Here is an 18,492-nt window from a genome sequence, read left to right as displayed (position 1 = left end):
TCGGGTTATCCGCCGCCCGGCTACGGCTACCCGCCGCCCGGCTACGGATACCCCGCCCCCTGGCCGATGGTGCCCCGGGGGCCACGTCGTCCGGGGCAGGTGATCGCTTCGGCGGTGCTCGCCTTCGTGCAGGCGGCGATGGTGCTCATCGCATCGCTCTACGTCTGGTTCGCCGCGTCGATCGTCGACGTCGTCGCCGCCGACGCACCCGGCTCGCTCGACACCGACACCGCCCAGGGACTGGCCACCGAGGGCACGGTGCTGGCGATCGTGCAGGTGCTGTCGGCCGTCCTCCTCGTCGGTGCCGGGGTGCTCGCGCTCAACCAGCGCAACCGCCGCGCCTGGATCCTGCTGCTCGCCGCGCACGGGTTCCAGGTGGTGCTCAGCCTCTACTGGCTGGTGCGCCTCTCGTCGCTGGCCGGCGACACCCCCGGTCCGGACGCCGGCGCGGTCTTCTTCGTGTTCACCCTGTTCTTCGCCGCCGGGCCGCTGGTCGGGCTGGGCCTGATCCTGTTCGGGGACGGTCGCCGCTGGTTCGACACGGGGACGGCGCCCGCCCCGCAGGGCTGACCGCGGCGCAGGGGAGAATCGGCCGCATGTCCGCCGTCCCCCCTGCCCCCACAGCCCTGGATCCGGAGGTCGCCGCCCTGCTGCGGCGCGACCCGGCCGGCCTGGTCGCCGCCGTCGTGCAGCAGCACGACACCGGCGAGGTGCTGATGCTCGCCTGGATGGACGCCGAGGCGCTGCACCGGACGCTGACCACCGGGCGGGCCACCTACTGGTCCCGCAGCCGCGGCGAGTACTGGGTGAAGGGGGAGACGTCGGGCAACCGGCAGTGGGTCCGCGAGGTCCGACTGGACTGCGACGGCGACGCGCTGCTGGTCCTGGTCGACCAGGAGGGGGCCGCCTGTCACACCGGCGCCCGCAGCTGCTTCTTCCGGCCCCTTCCCGCCGTGCAGGGGGTCCCCTCGTGAGGTTCGGCGTCACGAGCCCGACCCGTGCGGAGTTCGCCGCGCTGCGGCAGCCGATGGTGCCGGTGACCCGGCGGCTGCTCGCCGACAGCGAGACCGCGGTCGGCGTCTACCGCAAGCTGGCGGGCAACCGGCCGGGCACGGTGCTGCTCGAGTCGGCCGAGCAGGGCAAGCGGTGGGCCCGGTACAGCTTCGTCGGGGTCCGCAGCGCCGGGGTGCTCACCGAGACCGGCGGCGCCACGCAGTGGCTCGGCGAGGAGATCCCGGGCGTCACCGACGACCTGCCGGCGGACCCGCTCGCGGCCGTCCGAGTCCTGGCCCGCCGGCTGCGCTCGCCGCGCACCGAGGGACTGCCGCCGCTGACCGGCGGCCTGGTGGGCTATCTCGGCTACGACGTCGTCCGCCGCCTCGAGCGGCTGCCCGAGACCAGCGACCCCGACATCGGCATGCCCGAGCTGGCCATGATGCTGATGACCGACCTGGCGGTGCTCGACCACACCGACGGCTCGGTGCTGCTCATCGCGAACGTGCTGCGGGCGGCCGGAGGCGACGGGGACGCCGAGTACGACGACGCCCTCGCCCGACTGGACGCGATGGCCGCCGCGCTCACCACCGCCGTCCCGCCGGGCGTGGCGGTCGTGGATCCCGCCGAGGAGCCGCCGGTGACCAGCAACCTCGAGCCGGGGGTCTTCGAGGAGGGCGTGGAGCGGATCCGGGAGCACATCCGGGCCGGGGACGCCTTCCAGGTGGTGCTCTCGCAGCGCTTCGAGGTTCCGACGACGGCCGACGCGCTGGACCTCTACCGGGTGCTGCGCGCGACCAACCCGTCGCCCTACATGTACCTGCTGCGCTTCGCCGGACGGGAGACGCCGTTCGACGTCGTCGGGTCCTCGCCGGAGGCGCTGGTGACCGTCACGGGGACGTCGGCGGTCGTGCACCCGCCGGCGGGCACCCGGCCCCGCGGCGCCACCGAGGAGGAGGACGTCCGGCTGGCCGAGGGACTCTTGCGCGACCCCAAGGAGCGGGCCGAGCACGTGATGCTCGTGGACCTCGCCCGCAACGACCTCGGCCGGGTCTGCGTGCCGGGCACGGTCGAGGTGCCCGACTTCATGCGGGTGGAGCTCTACAGCCACGTCATGCACCTGGTCTCGACCGTCACCGGTGAGGTGTCGGCCGGCCACGACGCGCTCGACGTCTTCGACGCGACGTTCCCGGCCGGCACCGTGTCGGGGGCGCCCAAGCCGCGGGCCATGGAGATCATCGAGTCGCTGGAGCCCACGCGGCGTGCGCTCTACGCCGGCACCGTCGGGTACCTCGACGCCAGCGGCGACATGGACATGGCGATCGCGATCCGGACGGCGGTGCTGCACCAGGGTCGCGCCTACGTGCAGGCCGGTGCGGGGATCGTCGCCGACAGCGATCCCGCGACCGAGGAGGCCGAGACCCGGCACAAGGCCCGCGCGGTGATCTCGGCGATCGCCGCCGCGGAGGGGCTGCGGGAGCTGTCATGAGTCAGGACGTCGGCGCCCGCCGGGAGCTCACCAGCGCGGTCGTCGCGGCCGCGGCCGCCGGTGGGCTGGCCCTCACGGCCGGCAGCCAGGCGTGGGCGCAGGTCACCGTGGGGCGGGCGGCCCCCCTGCCGCCGACCGAGAGCACGCTGTCCGGCGCGGACGCCGCCCCGCTCGTCCCCGCGGCGGGACTGGTGCTGCTGGCCGCCGCGGTCGCCCTGCTCGCCGTGCGCGGCGTGGCCCGGGTCGCGACGGGGCTGCTCGTGGCCCTGGCCGGCGGCACCCTGGCGTGGTCGGGTCTGCGGGTCCTGATCGCCGGGGTGCGGGTCGACGACGTCGGGGGAGCGGGGGCCGAGGTCGGCGTCGACGTCGCGGTCGCCTGGCCGGTGCTGGCCGTCGTCGCCGGGGCCGTCGGTGTCGGGGCGGGCGCGCTGGTGGTGCTGCACGGGCGGGCGTGGCCCGGGATGGGCCAGCGGTACGAGCGGACCGGGTCGGCGAGCACGGTCGCTCCGGCGTCCCGGACCGACGAGGACCGCGCGCAGGACGCCTGGAAGGCGCTGGACCGGGGCGAGGACCCCACGGCCGTCGCGACCCCGCACGCCGACCCGCCCCCCGGGGGGATTCAGCGCCGCCTCTAGAGTGAGGTCCACCCATCCGACCGGCGAGGGGGCCGACGTGCAGCTGCCAGTGGACCTCGAGGACTCGCTCTCGTGAGTGTGCTCGACGAGATCGTGGCGGGGGTCCGCGAGGACCTCGCCGCCCGCGAGGCCGCGACCCCGCTGGCCGAGGTGAAGGCCGCCGCGCTCGACGCGCGGCCGGCGCTGGACGCCCTCGCCGCCCTGCGCGCTCCCGGTGTCGGCGTGATCGCCGAGGTCAAGCGGCGCAGTCCCTCCAAGGGCGAGCTGGCCGCCATCCCCGACCCCGCGCAGCTGGCGGAGCTCTACGCCGCCGGGGGTGCCCGGGTGATCAGCGTGCTCACCGAGGGGCGGCGCTTCGGCGGCTCGCAGGCCGACCTGGACGCGGTGCGTGCCGTCGTCGACGTGCCGGTGCTCTGCAAGGACTTCGTCGTCACCAGCTACCAGGTGCACGAGGCCCGGGCCCACGGGGCCGACGTCGTCCTGCTGATCGTCGCGGCGCTGCCGCAGAACGCCCTGGTGGGTCTGCTGGAGCGGGTGGAGTCGCTGGGGATGACGGCGCTGGTCGAGGTGCACACCGAGGCCGAGGCCGATCGCGCGCTCGACGCCGGGGCCTCGGTGATCGGGGTCAACGCCCGCGACCTGACCACCCTCGAGGTCGATCGGTCGACCTTCGAGAAGATCGCCCCGGGCCTGCCCTCGGGCGTGGTGAAGGTCGCCGAGTCCGGCGTCCGCGGCCCGCACGACCTGATCTCCTACGCCGGGGCCGGAGCCGACGCCGTCCTCGTCGGCGAGGGGCTGGTCACCTCCGGCGACCCTCGCCAGGCGGTCGCCGACCTGGTGACGGCGGGCGCGCATCCCGCCACGCCGCGCACCAGTCGGTAACCCCCTTCCACAGCTCCTCGGCCCCGCGCGGGACACTGGGCGCATGACGACCACCAGCCCCCCGCAGCCCGGAGAACATCTCCTGCCGGCGCGCCCGGGCTGGCCCGACGACACCGGTCACTTCGGCCGGTTCGGCGGACGGTTCGTGCCCGAGGCGCTGATCGCCGCGCTCGACGAGCTGACCGAGGCCTACGAGGCGATGCGGGTCGACCCCGCCTTCCTGGCCGAGTTCGACCGCCTGCAGCGGGAGTACACCGGCCGGCCGAGCCCGCTCACCGAGGTCCAGCGGTTCGCCGAGCACGCCGGGGGAGCCCGGATCCTGCTCAAGCGGGAGGACCTCAACCACACCGGGTCGCACAAGATCAACAACGTGCTGGGTCAGGCCCTGCTGACCAAGCGGATCGGCAAGACCCGGGTCATCGCCGAGACCGGCGCCGGTCAGCACGGCGTCGCCACCGCCACGGCGGCCGCGCTGATGGGCCTGTCCTGCACCGTCTACATGGGCGAGGAGGACACCCGCCGCCAGGCGCTGAACGTCGCCCGCATGCGGCTGCTCGGCGCGGAGGTCATCCCGGTGACCACCGGCTCGCGCACGCTCAAGGACGCGATCAACGAGGCCTTCCGCGACTGGGTGACCAACGTCGAGACGACGAACTACGTCTTCGGCACCGTCGCCGGCCCGCACCCGTTCCCGGCGATGGTCCGGGATTTCCAGCGGGTGATCGGCGACGAGGCCCGCGCGCAGGTGTTGGAGCGGGAGGGCCGGCTGCCCGACGCCGTCCTGGCCTGCGTCGGCGGCGGGTCCAACGCGATCGGCATCTTCACCGCGTTCGTGCCCGACGAGGGCGTGCGGCTGATCGGCCTCGAGGCCGGTGGCGAGGGCGTGGACTCCGGCCGGCACGCGGCCACGATCACCGGAGGCACGCCCGGGGTGCTGCACGGTGCCCGCTCCTACCTGCTGCAGGACGACAACGGGCAGACCATCGAGTCGCACTCCATCAGCGCGGGGCTGGACTATCCCGGCGTCGGCCCGGAGCACTCCTACCTGCACGACATCGGCCGGGCCGAGTACCGGGCGGTCACCGACGCCGAGGCGATGGAGGCGTTCGCGCTGCTCTGCCGCACCGAGGGGATCATCCCGGCGATCGAGTCGGCGCACGCGCTGGCCGGAGCCCTCGTGGTGGGCAAGGAACTCGGCCCGGACTCCTTGCTGCTGGTGAACCTCTCCGGCCGCGGCGACAAGGACGTCGAGACGGCGTCGACGTGGTTCGGCCTCGGCGACGCCGACGCCGTGGACCCGGGCCCCGGCCTCGACACCGACCAGCAGCCCACCGAGGGCGCGATCAGCCAGGGCGACGCGGTGGCGGGGCCCGAGGCGGGGGAGACGGCGTGACCAGTCAGCTGGCCGAGCGCATCGGCAAGGCGAAGGCCGAGGGACGGGCGGCGCTGATCGCCTACGTGCCGGTCGGCTACCCGACCGTCGACGACTCGATCGCGGCGATGACGGCGGCGGTCGAGGCCGGCGCCGACGTCGTCGAGGTCGGGGTGCCCTACAGCGACCCCGGAATGGACGGACCGGTGATCCAGCAGGCCGTCGACGTCGCGGTGCGCGCCGGGGTCGGCATGGCCGACGTGCTGCGCGCGGTCGCGGCCGTCGCCGAGGCCGGGGCCGTCCCCGTGGTGATGAGCTACTGGAACCCGATCGAGCGCTACGGGGTGGAGCGGTTCGCGACCGACCTCGCCGCCGCCGGGGGCGCCGGCGCCATCACCCCCGACCTGATCCCCGAGGAGGCCGGGGCCTGGATCGCCGCCGCGGAGCGGGCCGACCTCGACCGGGTGTTCCTCGTCGCGCCGTCGTCGACCGACGCCCGCCTGCGCTCGACGACCGCCGCCTGCCGCGGGTTCGTCTATGCCGCCTCCACGATGGGCGTCACCGGTACGCGGGCGACGGTCGGCGACGCCGCAGAGGCGCTGGTCGCCCGCACCCGCGAGGCCGCGCCGGACCTGGCGGTCTGCGTCGGGCTCGGGGTCTCCGACGGCGCCCAGGCGGCGGAGGTCGCCGCCTTCGCCGACGGCGTGATCGTCGGCTCCGCCTACGTCCGTGAGCTGCTCGAGGGCCGCGGTGCCGACGGCGTCCGCGCGCTGACCGCCGACCTCGCCGAAGGAGTCAGAGCGTGACCGTGCTCGCGACCATTCCCAGCCCCACGCAGGGCGTCTGGGAGCTCGGCCCGCTGCCGATCCGCGCCTACGCGCTGTGCATCGTGGCCGGGATCATCGCCGCGGCCTGGATCACCGAGAAGCGGTGGGTGGCCCGCGGGGGCGCCCCGGGCGACGTCATCGACATCGCCACGTGGGCCGTGCCCTTCGGGATCGTCGGCGGCCGGATCTACCACGTGATCTCCAGCCCCCGGGCCTACTTCGGCGAGAACGGTGACCCGCTGCGGGCGTTCGCCATCTGGGAGGGCGGCCTGGGCATCTGGGGCGCGATCGCCCTCGGCGGCGTCGGCGCCTGGATCGCCTGCCGGCGTCGCGGCATCCCGCTGCCGGCCTTCGCCGACGCCCTGGCCCCCGGGCTGCTCGTGGCCCAGGCCATCGGCCGGCTGGGCAACTGGTTCAACAACGAGCTGTACGGCGGGCCGACCGACCTGCCCTGGGCGCTGCGCATCTACGAGTGGGACGGCGCGCAGGCCGTGGTCGGCGCCGACGGGCAGCCGGTCGTGCTCGGCACCTTCCACCCGACGTTCCTCTACGAGCTGCTGTGGAACCTGGCGGCCGCAGCCGTCGTGATCTGGGCCGACCGCCGCTTCCGGCTGGGCCACGGCCGCGCGTTCGCCCTCTACGTGGCGAGCTACTGCCTCGGACGGTTCTGGATCGAGCTGCTGCGCACCGACCCGGCCGAGACGTTCTTCGGCGTCCGGCTCAACGTGTTCACCGCCGGCGTCCTGGGACTGCTCGCCGTCGCGTACTTCATCTGGCAGCGGGGTAGGCCCCGGGAGGTCATCGAACGGGGTCCGGCGGCCGCCGCGGACCGGGAGGACGACTCTCCGCAGGCCGAGGACGCCGTCGTGAGTGAGGATGATCACCGCCCCGGTCCGGGGGCGTGACCGAGCAGCGGGTCGCGTAGTTGACGAGCGTGTGACGGTCGGCGTCGAGCGTGTGAGGTGGCTGTGACCGCTGTGTACCCTTCGCTCAGACCCGCCGGCGATCCTGGCCGGGTCCACCTCGTCGGAACCGGGCCAGCGTCGCCCCGCGGACGACAGCCCAGCGGTCACCTCCCTCTGGGCTCGCGAGCCTGAACCGCGTCGGGACGACGGGACCCCGACCGTCCGGCTCCCGCACGTGCCGCCCTGCCAGCGCCTTCGACCACCGGCCCGGGCCCAGCCCCGTCCGCGACCTCGCCCGAGACGCGGACGCCGCCGACGACGGGAGTGACATGCCAGACCTCACCGCCCCCGCCGCTGTTCCGTTCTCCGCGGTCCCGGCGCGCTCGGGGCTCTACGACCCGGCCAACGACAAGGACGCGTGCGGCGTCGCCTTCGTGGCCGACGCCCGCGGCCGCCGGTCCCGCGACATCGTCGCCAAGGGCCTGACCGCCCTGCACAACCTCGACCACCGCGGTGCCGCCGGCGCCGAGCCGAACTCCGGTGACGGGGCGGGCATCCTCACCCAGGTCCCCGACGTCCTCCTCCGGGCCGCGGTCGACTTCGACCTCCCGCCGCTGGGTGAGTACGCGGTGGGCATCGCGTTCCTCCCCACCGACGACGCCGAGCGGGCCGCCCGCTACGACGACGTCGCCCGGCTCGCCGAGGAGGAGGGCCTGACCGTCCTCGGCTGGCGCGACGTCCCGGTCGACCCCGACGGCGCCGACGTGGGCCCCACCGCCCGCGCGGTCATGCCGCACTTCGCCCAGGTGTTCGTCGCCGAGACCATGGGCGCCCGTGCCGACGAGAAGGCCTTCGGCGGCAACCTCGTCTGCAACGGCGTCACCCGGCTGGAGCGGCGCTCCTTCGTGCTCCGCAAGCGGGCCGAGCGGGCCGCCGTCGACGCGGGCAGCTCGCTCTACATCGCCTCGCTGTCCTCGCGCACCATCACCTACAAGGGCATGCTGACCACCGACCAGCTGCCGCTGTTCTTCCCCGACCTGCGCGACGAGCGCTACGAGTCGGCGATCGCGCTGGTGCACAGCCGGTTCTCGACCAACACCTTCCCGAGCTGGCCGCTGGCCCACCCGTTCCGGCTGATCGCGCACAACGGCGAGATCAACACCATCAAGGGCAATCGCAACCGCATGCGGGCCCGGGAGGCCAAGCTCGACACCGAGCTGTTCGACGGCCCGGCCGGCCCCGCGTCGGAGCTCGGCCTGGACCGCATCTTCCCGGTGACCGCGAGCGACTTCAGCGACTCGGCGACCTTCGACGAGGTGCTCGAGCTGCTGCACCTCTCGGGGCGCTCGCTGCCGCACGCGGTGCTGATGATGATCCCGGAGGCGTGGGAGAACCACGACGAGATGGACCCGGCCCGCCGGGCCTTCTACCGGTTCCACTCCTCGATCATGGAGCCGTGGGACGGGCCCGCCGCGGTCGCGTTCACCGACGGCACGCTCATCGGTGCCGTCCTCGACCGCAACGGGCTGCGCCCGGGCCGCTGGTGGCACACCAAGGACGACCTCGTGGTCCTCGCCAGCGAGGTCGGCGTCCTCGACATCCCCGCGGCCGACGTCGTCGCCAAGGGGCGGCTGCAGCCGGGCCGCATGTTCCTGGTCGACACCGCCTCCGGGCGGATCGTCTCCGACGAGGACGTCAAGGGCGCGCTGGCCGCCGAGCACCCCTACGAGGACTGGCTGCACGCCGGGCTCGTGCACCTGCCCACGCTGCCCGAGCGGCGGCGCGCGCGGCCCAGCCACGAGTCCGTCGTCCGCCGGCAGATGCTCTTCGGCTACACCGAGGAGGAGCTGCGGATCCTGGTGACGCCGATGGCGTCGTCGGGGGCCGAGCCGATCGGCTCCATGGGCACCGACACCCCGGTCGCGGCCCTCTCGGACCGCTCCCGGCTGCTCTACGACTACTTCGGCCAGCTGTTCGCGCAGGTGACCAACCCGCCGCTGGACGCCATCCGCGAGGAGTTGGTGACCAGCCTCGGCCGCACCTTCGGCCCGGAGCAGAACCTGCTGCAGGCCACGCCGGCGTCCTGCCGCCAGGTGTTCCTGCCGTTCCCGGTCATCGACAACGACGAGCTGGCCAAGATCCTGCACATCGACGACGACGGCGACCTGCCCGGCTACGCCGCCGTCCGGATCACCGGCCACTTCGACGTCCACGGCGGCGGCCCGGCCCTGGCGCAGGCGATCGAGGAGCTGCGGACCAAGGTCAGCAAGGCGATCGCGGCCGGGGCCCGGATCATCGTGCTCTCCGACCGCGACTGCGACGAGAAGCGCGCCCCGATCCCGTCGCTGCTGATGACCGCCGCGGTCCACCACCACCTGGTCCGCGCGAAGACCCGCATGGAGGTCGGCCTCGTCGTCGAGTCCGGCGACTGCCGCGAGGTGCACCACGTCGCCCTGCTGCTGGGCTACGGCGCGGCCGCGGTCAACCCCTACCTGGCGTTCGAGTCCATCGAGGACCTGATCCGCGACGGCGCCCTCACCGGCGTCGAGCCCGCGCAGGCCGTGCGCAACATGGTCAAGGCGCTGGGCAAGGGCGTCCTCAAGGTCATGAGCAAGATGGGCATCAGCACCGTCGGCTCCTACACGATGGCGCAGATCTTCGAGGCCGTCGGCCTGTCGCAGGACCTCGTCGACGAGTACTTCACCGGCACCTCCTGCCCGCTGGGCGGGGTCGGCATCGACGTGCTCGCCGAGGAGGTGGCCATGCGCCACCGCCGCGCCTACCCGGACAACCCGACCGAGCGGGCGCACCGCCGGCTGGAGACCGGCGGGGAGTACCAGTGGCGCCGCGAGGGCGAGGTGCACCTGTTCAACCCGGAGACGGTGTTCCTGCTGCAGCACGCCACCCGGTCACGGCAGTACGAGGTCTTCGAGAAGTACACACGGACCGTCGACCAGCTCTCCGAGGACGCCGCCACGCTGCGCGGGCTGTTCACCCTGAAGACCGGCGTCCGGCCGGCCGTGCCGCTCGACGAGGTCGAGCCCGTCAGCGAGATCGTCAAGCGGTTCTCCACCGGCGCGATGAGCTACGGCTCGATCTCGCAGGAGGCGCACCAGACCCTCGCCATCGCGATGAACCGGCTGGGCGGCAAGTCCAACACCGGTGAGGGCGGCGAGGACCCCGACCGGTTCACCCCCGACCCGAACGGCGACCTGCGGCGCTCGGCGATCAAGCAGGTGGCGTCGGGCCGGTTCGGCGTCACCAGCGAGTACCTGGTCAACGCCGACGACATCCAGATCAAGATGGCACAGGGCGCCAAGCCCGGCGAGGGTGGCCAGCTGCCCGGCAGCAAGGTCTACCCGTGGGTCGCGCGCACCCGGCACTCGACGCCGGGCGTCGGCCTGATCAGCCCGCCGCCACATCACGACATCTACTCGATCGAGGACCTCAAGCAGCTCATCCACGACCTGAAGAACGCCAACGACCAGGCGCGGGTGCACGTCAAGCTGGTCAGCGAGGTCGGGGTCGGCACGGTCGCGGCCGGGGTGAGCAAGGCGCACGCCGACGTCGTCCTGATCTCCGGGCACGACGGCGGCACCGGCGCCGCGCCGCTGACCTCGCTCAAGCACGCCGGCTCGCCCTGGGAGCTCGGCCTGGCCGAGACCCAGCAGACGCTGCTGGCCAACGGCCTGCGCGACCGGATCGTGGTGCAGGTCGACGGCCAGATGAAGACCGGCCGCGACGTGGTCATCGCCGCGCTGCTGGGCGCCGAGGAGTACGGCTTCGCGACCGCCCCGCTGGTCGTGTCCGGCTGCGTGATGATGCGTGTCTGCCACCTCGACACCTGCCCGGTGGGCGTGGCCACCCAGAACCCGGAACTGCGCAAGCGCTTCACCGGGCGGCCCGAGTTCGTCGTCACGTTCTTCGAGTTCCTCGCCGAGGAGGTCCGGAAGTACCTGGCCGAGCTCGGTTTCCGGTCGCTGGACGAGGCGATCGGCCACGCGGAGATGCTCGACACCCGCACCGCCGTCGACCACTGGAAGGCGCGCGGGCTGGACCTGTCGCCGGTCCTCGTCGTGCCCGAGCTGCCCGAGGGCGCGCCGCGCCGCCGGGTGACGTCGCAGGACCACGGCCTGGACATCGCGCTGGACCAGACGCTGATCCAGCTCTGCGAGGGTGCGCTGCTCGACGCCCGCCCGGTCAGCCTCGAGCTGCCGGTGCGCAACGTGAACCGCACCGTCGGCACGATGCTCGGGTCGATGGTCACCCGGCGCTTCGGCGGTGAAGGTCTGCCCGACGGCACCATCGACCTGACCTTCGGCGGGTCGGCCGGGCAGTCGTTCGGCGCCTTCCTGCCGCGCGGGATCACGATGCGGCTGTTCGGCGACGCCAACGACTACGTCGGCAAGGGTCTCTCCGGCGGGCGGATCGTCGTCCGGCCGGCGCGGGAGGCCTCCTTCGCCGCCGAGGACAACGTCATCGCCGGCAACGTCATCGGCTACGGCGCGACCGCGGGGGAGATCTTCCTGCGCGGGCGGGTCGGCGAGCGGTTCTGCGTCCGCAACTCCGGCGCCCTCGCCGTCGTCGAGGGGGCCGGCGACCACGCGCTGGAGTACATGACCGGCGGGCGCGCGGTGATCCTCGGCGCGACCGGCCGGAACATCGCGGCCGGCATGTCCGGGGGGATCGGCTACGTGCTCGAGCTGGCCCGGCACCGGGTCAACCCCGAGATGGTCGACATCGAGCCGCTCGACGGGGAGTCCGCGCAGTGGCTGCGCGACGTCCTGGTGCGCTACGCCGCTGACACCGAGTCACCGGTCGCGCAGGCCCTGCTGGCCGACTGGGGCCGCTGGTCGGAGCAGTTCAGCGTGATCATGCCGCGCGACTACCGACGCGCCCTCGAGGCGCAACGGATGGCCGAGGCCAACGGGACCGATGTCGATCTTGCGGTGATGGAGGCTGCTCGTGGCTGAGACGCGCTCCAGTCACCGACGAGATCGGCGATCTCGCACGCCTTGGGCCACGAAAACGAGCGACATCGGCGATCTCGCCCGGAGGGACGGCAGTTGTGGCTGACGCCAGTGGGTTCCTGAAGTACGAGCGGGAGCTGCCGCCGCGGCGTCCCGTCGACGTGCGGATCATGGACTGGAAGGACGTCTACCTGTCCCGCGCCAACGGCGAGGACGAGGTGTTCCCGGTGTCGGCCGTGCGCAAGCAGGCCGCGCGCTGCATGGACTGCGGCATCCCGTTCTGCCACCACGCCTGCCCGGTGGCCAACCTGATCCCGGAGTGGAACGACCTCGCCCGCCGCGACGACTGGCACGAGGCCATCGAGCGCCTGCACTCGACCAACAACTTCCCCGAGTTCACCGGGAAGTTGTGTCCCGCGCCGTGCGAGGGCTCCTGCGTGCTCAACCTGCAGGAGTCGCCGGTCACGATCAAGCAGATCGAGTGGGAGATCATCGACCGCGCGTTCGAGGAGGGCTGGGTGCAGCCCCAGACCCCGTCGAAGCGGACGGGGAGGAAGGTCGCCGTCATCGGGTCGGGGCCGGCCGGTCTGGCCGCCGCCCAGCAGCTCACCCGGGCCGGGCACGACGTCACCGTCTTCGAGCGGGCCGACCGCGTCGGCGGGCTGCTCCGCTACGGCATCCCCGAGTTCAAGATGGAGAAGGCCGTCCTCGACCGGCGGCTGGACCAGATGCGGGCCGAGGGCACGCGGTTCGTCACCGGTGTCGAGGTCGGCGGCAGCGGCGAGAACGACCTCTCCACCGAGGCGCTGCGGGCCGAGTACGAGGCCGTCGTCCTGGCCGGCGGCGCGACCGTCGGCCGCGACCTGCCGGCGCCGGGCCGCGACCTGCGCGGCATCCACCTGGCCATGGAGTACCTGCCCTACGGCAACCTGCAGGCCCTCGGCGAGCTCGACGACCCGCCGATCAGCGCCCACGGCAAGCACGTGGTGATCATCGGTGGCGGTGACACCGGGGCCGACTGCCTCGGGACGGCGCACCGCCAGGGTGCCGCCTCGGTGACGCAGCTGGAGATCATGCCGCAGCCGCCGGACCGCCGGGCCGAGGACACCAACCCCTGGCCGACCTACCCGATGATCATGCGCGTGTCCTCCGCGCACGAGGAGGGCGGCGAGCGGCTGTACTCGGTCAACACCGAGCGGTTCCTCGGTCACGAGGAGGGCCCCGACGCCGGGGCCGTGCGGGCGCTGCTGCTGCACGAGGTCGAGATGGTCGACGGGAAGTTCCAGAAGGTCGAGGGCACCGAGCGCGAACTGCGCGCGGATCTCGTCTTCCTCGCGATGGGCTTCACCGGTGCGCAGCGCGAGGGTCTGGTCGACGACCTCGGGGTCGACGTCGACGGTCGCGGGAACGTCAGCCGCGACAGCGATTTCATGTCGACGCTCCCCGGCGTCTTCGTCGCCGGCGACATCGGCCGCGGCCAGTCGCTGATCGTGTGGGCCATCGCCGAGGGCCGCGCCGCCGCGGCCGCCGCCGACACCTGGCTGACGGGCAACTCGATGCTGCCGCGCCCGGTCGCGCCGACCACCGTCGCCCTGAGGTAGCCGCTCCGCCGCCGAGGATTCGGTGCCGGCCACGACTAATCCCGCGGGTCGGCACCGGGTCCCTCCGGTGAGATCGCCGCCACCCCACTAGCGTCTGAGCCATGTCCCGTCGCGCCAAGATCGTCTGCACCCTGGGTCCGGCCGCCAGTTCGCTGGAGCAGGTCACCGCCCTCGTCGAGGCTGGGATGGACGTCGCCCGGCTCAACTTCAGCCACGGCGCGCACGCCGACCACGCCACGGCGTACGAGAAGGTCCGGACGGCGTCGGACCGGACCGGGCACGCGGTCGCCGTCCTGGCCGACCTGCAGGGCCCCAAGATCCGCCTCGGCACCTTCGCCGAGGGCCCCGTCCAGTGGCCGACCGGGGCGCAGGTCTGCATCACCGTCGACGACGTCCACGGCACCGCCGAGCGCGTGTCGACGACCTACAAGAACCTCGCCAACGACGCGCGCGTGGGCGACCGTCTGCTCGTCGACGACGGCAAGCTGGCCCTCACCGTCGTGCAGGTCGAGGGCCCCGACGTCATCTGCCTGGTCGTGGAGGGCGGGGAGGTCTCCAACAACAAGGGCCTGTCGCTGCCCGGGGTCGCCGTGAGCGTGCCGGCGCTGTCGGACAAGGACGAGGAGGACCTGCGGTTCGCGCTGCACCTGGGCGTGGACTTCATCGCGCTGTCCTTCGTCCGCCACCCCGAGGACGCCGAGCTCGTCCGCGAGATCATGCGGCAGGAGGACATCGAGGTCCCGGTCATCGCCAAGCTCGAGAAGCCCGAGGCCGTCGAGCGCCTCGACGCCATCGTGGAGGCGTTCGACGGGATCATGGTCGCGCGCGGTGACCTCGGCGTGGAGCTGCCCCTGGAGCAGGTGCCGCTGGTGCAGAAGCGGGCCATCCAGTCGGCCCGCGAGCGGAACAAGCCGGTCATCGTGGCCACCCAGATGCTCGAGTCGATGATCGTGAACTCGCGCCCGACCCGCGCCGAGGCTTCCGACGTCGCCAACGCCGTCCTCGACGGGGCCGACGCCGTCATGCTGTCGGGGGAGACGTCGGTGGGCGCGCACCCGATCGGGGCCGTGCGCACGATGGAACGCATCATCGACGCCGTCGAGAGCGCGCACTCGATGGTCCCGGAGCTGCAGCGCCGCTCGCGGTCGCGCTCGGGAGCGATCGTGCGTGCCGCCAAGGACGTCGGCGAGGCGTTGGAGGTCAAGGCGCTGGCCACTTTCACCCAGACCGGCGAGACCGCCCGGCGGCTGGCCGCGCTGCACCCCCGCCAGCCCCTGCTGGCCTTCACCGTCGACGCGCGGGTGCGCAGCCAGCTGGCGCTGTCCTGGGGCGTCGAGACGTTCCTGGTGCCCTCGGTGGAGCACACCGACGACATGGTCGCCCAGGTGGACTTCTCGTTGCTGTCCATCGGCCGGCTCAAGGTCGGGGACCGCGTCGTCGTGGTGGCCGGCAGCCCGCCCAACACGGTCGGGTCGACCAACCTGATCCGCGTCCACGAAGTGGGCACCGACTCGTGAGCGAGGTGCGCGACGACAGCCAGGCCGCCGCGCTGCTGGCCATCCTGGACCTCGACGAGCGCGAGACCGACGTCTTCGTCGGCCAGACCCCGAGCACCCAGCGGCAGCGGATCTTCGGTGGGCAGGTGGCCGGTCAGGCGCTCATGGCGGCCGGCCGGACCGTGCCGCGCGAGCGTGGCGTGCACTCGCTGCACTCCTACTTCCTGCGGCCCGGCGACCCCGACGAGGAGATCCGGTACGCCGTCGACCGCATCCGCGACGGCCGGTCCTTCACCACCCGCCGCGTGGTCGCCTGGCAGACCCGCAAGGGCGAGGACGTCGCGATCTTCGCGCTCACCGCCGATTTCCACGCCGGCGAGAAGCCCGTGGCCGAGCACTCGCTGCCGATGCCGGCGGTGCCGGATCCCGAGACGCTGCCGGGGACGGCCGAGATCGCCGCCCGGCACGGCGACCGGGCAGCCTGGATGAGCGCCATGGGGCGGGCCGTGGACCAGCGGTTCCTCGAGGACCCGTTCACCGCGCCGCCGAAGTCACCGCCCGACACCCAGGCGCGCACCTGGTTCCGGGTGGCCGGCCGGCTGGGCGACGACCCGGCCGTGCACGCGGCCGCGCTGACCTTCGTCAGCGACCTGACGCTGCTCGGGGCAGGCTTCGCGCGGCTCGGGGGCGGCTGGCAGGACTTCATCGGCGCGAGCCTCGACCACGCCGTGTGGTTCCACCGGCCGGTGCGGGCCGACGACTGGTTCCTCTACGAGACCGACAGCCCGGCCGCGTCCGCCGGCCGTGCGCTCTGCTTCGGCCAGATCTGGGCCGCCGACGGCACGCACGTCGCCACGGTGGCCCAGGAGGGTCTGCTCAGAGAAAACACCGTCCTTCCCCCCACGCCTCGCTAGCTCGGCGCGGGCCCCTGAAGGACGGCTGCTGCCGCCGCGCGGGCGGCCTCCCGCTCTGCCGCAGCCGCGGCGAAGTCGGTGGCCAGCCAGTCGTGGTTCTCCCGCAGCAGCGCCCAGAGCCGCTCGACGTGTGCGCGGGTCGTCGCGGGGGAGCCGATGGCCACGCGGAGCACCGCCGAGCCGTTGACCGTGGTGTGGGTCAGGAAGACCTGCCCGCCGTCGTCCAGCCGCTCGAGCAGCGTCATGGTGGCGACGTCGGCGTCGACGCCGTCGGCCCACCGCGGTCGCAGGCACACCAGCGAGAGCGGGTGCGGCATGACGACGTCGAAGCGCTCGTCGGCCTCCGCCCACGCGGCCAGCTCCTGGGCCAGCGCCACGTGCCCGCGGATGTGCGCGCGCAGCCCCTCGGCGCCGTACCAGCGCACGACGAACCACAGCTTCAGGGCGCGGAAGCGCCGCCCCAGCTCGATCTGCCAGTCGCGGTAGTCGACGACGGTGCCCGCGTCGGTGACCGCGTTCCGCAGGTACTCCGGCAGGATCCCGAGGGCGCCGGTGAGGGCCGCCCGGTCGGCGACCCAGAACAGGGTCGCGTCGAACCCGGTGAGCAGCCACTTGTGCGCGTCGGTCGTGTAGCTGTCGGCCCACTCGACGCCGTCCTGCAGCGGGCGCAGCTCCGGGACGACGGCGCTGACGCCGGCGTAGGCGGCGTCGACGTGCAGCCACACGCCGTACCGCTGGCAGATCGGGCCGAGCTGCGCCAGCGGGTCGACGGCGGTGGTCGACGTCGTCCCGACCGTGGCGCACACGAGGACCGGCGTGTAACCCCGGGCCACGTCCCGTTCCAGCCGCGCGGCGAGCGCCTCGGGCCGCATGGCCAGGTTCTCGTCGACCTCGACGATGCGGACGGCGTCCGAGCCGAGGCCGGCGATGCGGACGGCCTTCTCCATGGAGGAGTGGGTCTCGGCGGAGACGTAGACGGTGGCCCGGTCGGGCTCGACGCCGTGCCGGACGGTGCCGCCCCTGCTGGCGCGGTGGAGAGCGGCCAGCAGGGCGACGAGGTTGGCGCCGGAGCTGGAGTCCTGGATCACGCCGCCACCGGCGCCGGTGGAGCGGAAGGCGGCCGGCAGTCCCAGCAGGTCGGCGAACCAGTCCATGACGTGCTGCTCGAGCTCGGTGGCGGCCGGGCTGGTCACCCAGGACATGCCCTGCACGCCCAGGCCCGCGGAGACCAGGTCGCCCAGGACGGACGGGCCCGAGGTGTTGGCCGGGAAGTAGCCGAAGAAACCGGGGTGCTGCCAGTGCGTGAGCCCGGGGAGCACGACCCGGTCGAGGTCGGCCAGGATCGCCGACACGGGCTCGCCCCGCTCGGGGGCGGCGGGTGGGAGCGCCGCCCGGACCTCACCCGGCGAGACCTGGGAGCGCACCGGGAACGACTCGATCCGGGACCAGTAGTCGGCGATCCAGTCGACGACCTCGTGGCCGTGCTGCCGGAACTGCTCAGGCGTCATGTGCGGTGCGGGCTCGGTCACGGTGCCCACCGTATGTGGCCCGGGTCGGGGAGCGGGCGCACCCACCGTCGGCTGCTACGTTCCGCTGCATGGCAGACCTCGGCCGCACCGCGAGAGTCGACGTCCTGGTCGAGGGCTACGTGCGGCCGCCGAACGTCGCGGGCACGGTGAGCCTGATCCGGGACGGGGACCGCGTGGTCGTCGTGGACCCCGGCATGGTCGCCGACCGGGAGCTCATCCTCGGGCCGCTGCGCGCGCTCGGGGTGCGGCCGGAGGACGTGACCGACGTCGTCCTCAGCCACCACCACCTCGACCACAACCTGAACGTCGCGCTGTTCCCGGTGGTGCCGGTGCACGACTTCCAATCCGTCATCGAGGGCGACGTGTTCACCCGGCGTCCCGCCGAGGGGGTGCAGCTCACGCCGAGCATCCGGCTGCTGGCCACACCGGGGCACACACCGCAGGACATCACGACGCTGGTGGGCACGCCCGACGACGTCGTCGCGCTGACCCATCTGTGGTGGACGGGGGAGGGGCCGGCCGAGGACCCCTACTGCCTGGACCGGAACGAGCTGCGGCAGAACCGCGATCGATGCCTGGGTCTGGCCACGCTGGTCGTGCCCGGCCACGGTGCGCCGTTCCGTCCCGGGACGTCGACGCCCCGCTGACCCTTGGGTGGTGCGATCAGGCGCTGATGGTGCCCCCGGTGCGACTCGAACGCACACTGCGCGGGTTGTGAATTGCTCCAACCCCGTACTGGAGTCGGCTCGTCGGTGCCCCCGGTGCGACTCGAACGCACACTGCGCGGGTTGTGAATTGCTCCAACCCCGTACTGGAGTCGGCTCGTCGGTGCCCCCGGTGCGACTCGAACGCACACTGCGCGGGTTGTGAATTGCTCCA

General features: G+C 73.2%; 14 protein-coding genes. 13 read left to right on the top strand and 1 reads right to left on the bottom strand.

Annotated elements, in window-relative coordinates; genetic code table 11:
* Positions 1-99 precede the first annotated feature (99 nt).
* From ABD644_RS12445 to ABD644_RS12390, 12 genes are all read left to right on the top strand, one after another.
* Positions 100-570 (top strand): hypothetical protein, encoded by a 471-nt coding sequence (locus ABD644_RS12445; RefSeq protein ID WP_344689211.1) that lies wholly within the window; start codon positions 100-102, stop codon positions 568-570.
* 26 nt (positions 571-596) lie between these two features.
* Complete coding sequence (hisI, locus tag ABD644_RS12440; RefSeq protein WP_344689210.1) at positions 597-974, top strand: phosphoribosyl-AMP cyclohydrolase; 378 nt, start codon at positions 597-599, stop codon at positions 972-974.
* Complete coding sequence (locus tag ABD644_RS12435) at positions 971-2,482, top strand: anthranilate synthase component I (protein ID WP_344689209.1); 1,512 nt, start codon at positions 971-973, stop codon at positions 2,480-2,482. Before hisI ends, ABD644_RS12435 begins: the two co-directional genes overlap by 4 nt.
* The gene (locus ABD644_RS12430) at positions 2,479-3,117 is read left to right on the top strand and encodes a Trp biosynthesis-associated membrane protein (protein WP_344689208.1); all 639 of its coding nucleotides are present in this window, start codon (positions 2,479-2,481) and stop codon (positions 3,115-3,117) included. Before ABD644_RS12435 ends, ABD644_RS12430 begins: the two co-directional genes overlap by 4 nt.
* 72 nt (positions 3,118-3,189) lie before the next feature.
* Positions 3,190-3,999, top strand: coding sequence for an indole-3-glycerol phosphate synthase TrpC (gene trpC, locus ABD644_RS12425; RefSeq protein WP_344689207.1), 810 nt, complete (start codon positions 3,190-3,192; stop codon positions 3,997-3,999).
* Between the two features lie 43 nt (positions 4,000-4,042).
* A complete protein-coding gene (gene trpB / locus ABD644_RS12420) occupies positions 4,043-5,392 on the top strand; it encodes a tryptophan synthase subunit beta (RefSeq protein ID WP_344689206.1) in 1,350 nt (449 codons plus the stop codon).
* Positions 5,389-6,177: a tryptophan synthase subunit alpha gene (trpA, locus tag ABD644_RS12415; protein ID WP_344689205.1), complete on the top strand. Its 789-nt coding sequence runs from the start codon at positions 5,389-5,391 to the stop codon at positions 6,175-6,177. Before trpB ends, trpA begins: the two co-directional genes overlap by 4 nt.
* Positions 6,174-7,103 (top strand): prolipoprotein diacylglyceryl transferase, encoded by a 930-nt coding sequence (gene lgt, locus ABD644_RS12410; protein ID WP_344689204.1) that lies wholly within the window; start codon positions 6,174-6,176, stop codon positions 7,101-7,103. The genes trpA and lgt overlap by 4 nt, the downstream gene beginning before the upstream one ends.
* Before the next feature lie 329 nt (positions 7,104-7,432).
* Positions 7,433-12,076 carry a glutamate synthase large subunit gene (gene gltB, locus ABD644_RS12405; RefSeq protein ID WP_344689203.1) on the top strand — a complete coding sequence of 1,548 codons (4,644 nt, stop codon included), beginning with the start codon at positions 7,433-7,435 and terminating at the stop codon, positions 12,074-12,076.
* Positions 12,077-12,171: 95 nt separating this feature from the next.
* Entirely contained in the window at positions 12,172-13,674 is a 1,503-nt protein-coding gene (locus ABD644_RS12400; RefSeq protein WP_344689202.1) for a glutamate synthase subunit beta, read from the top strand.
* 101 nt (positions 13,675-13,775) lie between these two features.
* Entirely contained in the window at positions 13,776-15,191 is a 1,416-nt protein-coding gene (pyk, locus tag ABD644_RS12395; protein WP_344689201.1) for a pyruvate kinase, read from the top strand.
* Complete coding sequence (locus ABD644_RS12390) at positions 15,188-16,084, top strand: acyl-CoA thioesterase (protein ID WP_344689200.1); 897 nt, start codon at positions 15,188-15,190, stop codon at positions 16,082-16,084. Before pyk ends, ABD644_RS12390 begins: the two co-directional genes overlap by 4 nt.
* On the opposite strand, the gene ABD644_RS12385 is transcribed toward ABD644_RS12390, so the two are convergent.
* Positions 16,081-17,613 (bottom strand): aminotransferase class V-fold PLP-dependent enzyme, encoded by a 1,533-nt coding sequence (locus tag ABD644_RS12385; RefSeq protein ID WP_344689198.1) that lies wholly within the window; start codon positions 17,611-17,613, stop codon positions 16,081-16,083. The genes ABD644_RS12390 and ABD644_RS12385 overlap by 4 nt on opposite strands.
* A 68-nt stretch (positions 17,614-17,681) precedes the next feature.
* On the opposite strand from ABD644_RS12385, the gene ABD644_RS12380 reads away from it, so the two are divergent.
* Positions 17,682-18,260, top strand: coding sequence for an MBL fold metallo-hydrolase (locus tag ABD644_RS12380; RefSeq protein ID WP_344689197.1), 579 nt, complete (start codon positions 17,682-17,684; stop codon positions 18,258-18,260).
* Positions 18,261-18,492 lie beyond the last annotated feature (232 nt).

Origin of the sequence: Blastococcus jejuensis (genome assembly GCF_039534705.1) — a bacterium.
GTDB classification, from domain to species: domain Bacteria; phylum Actinomycetota; class Actinomycetes; order Mycobacteriales; family Geodermatophilaceae; genus Blastococcus_B; species Blastococcus_B jejuensis.
This window is presented reverse-complemented; position numbering and strand designations above follow the sequence as displayed.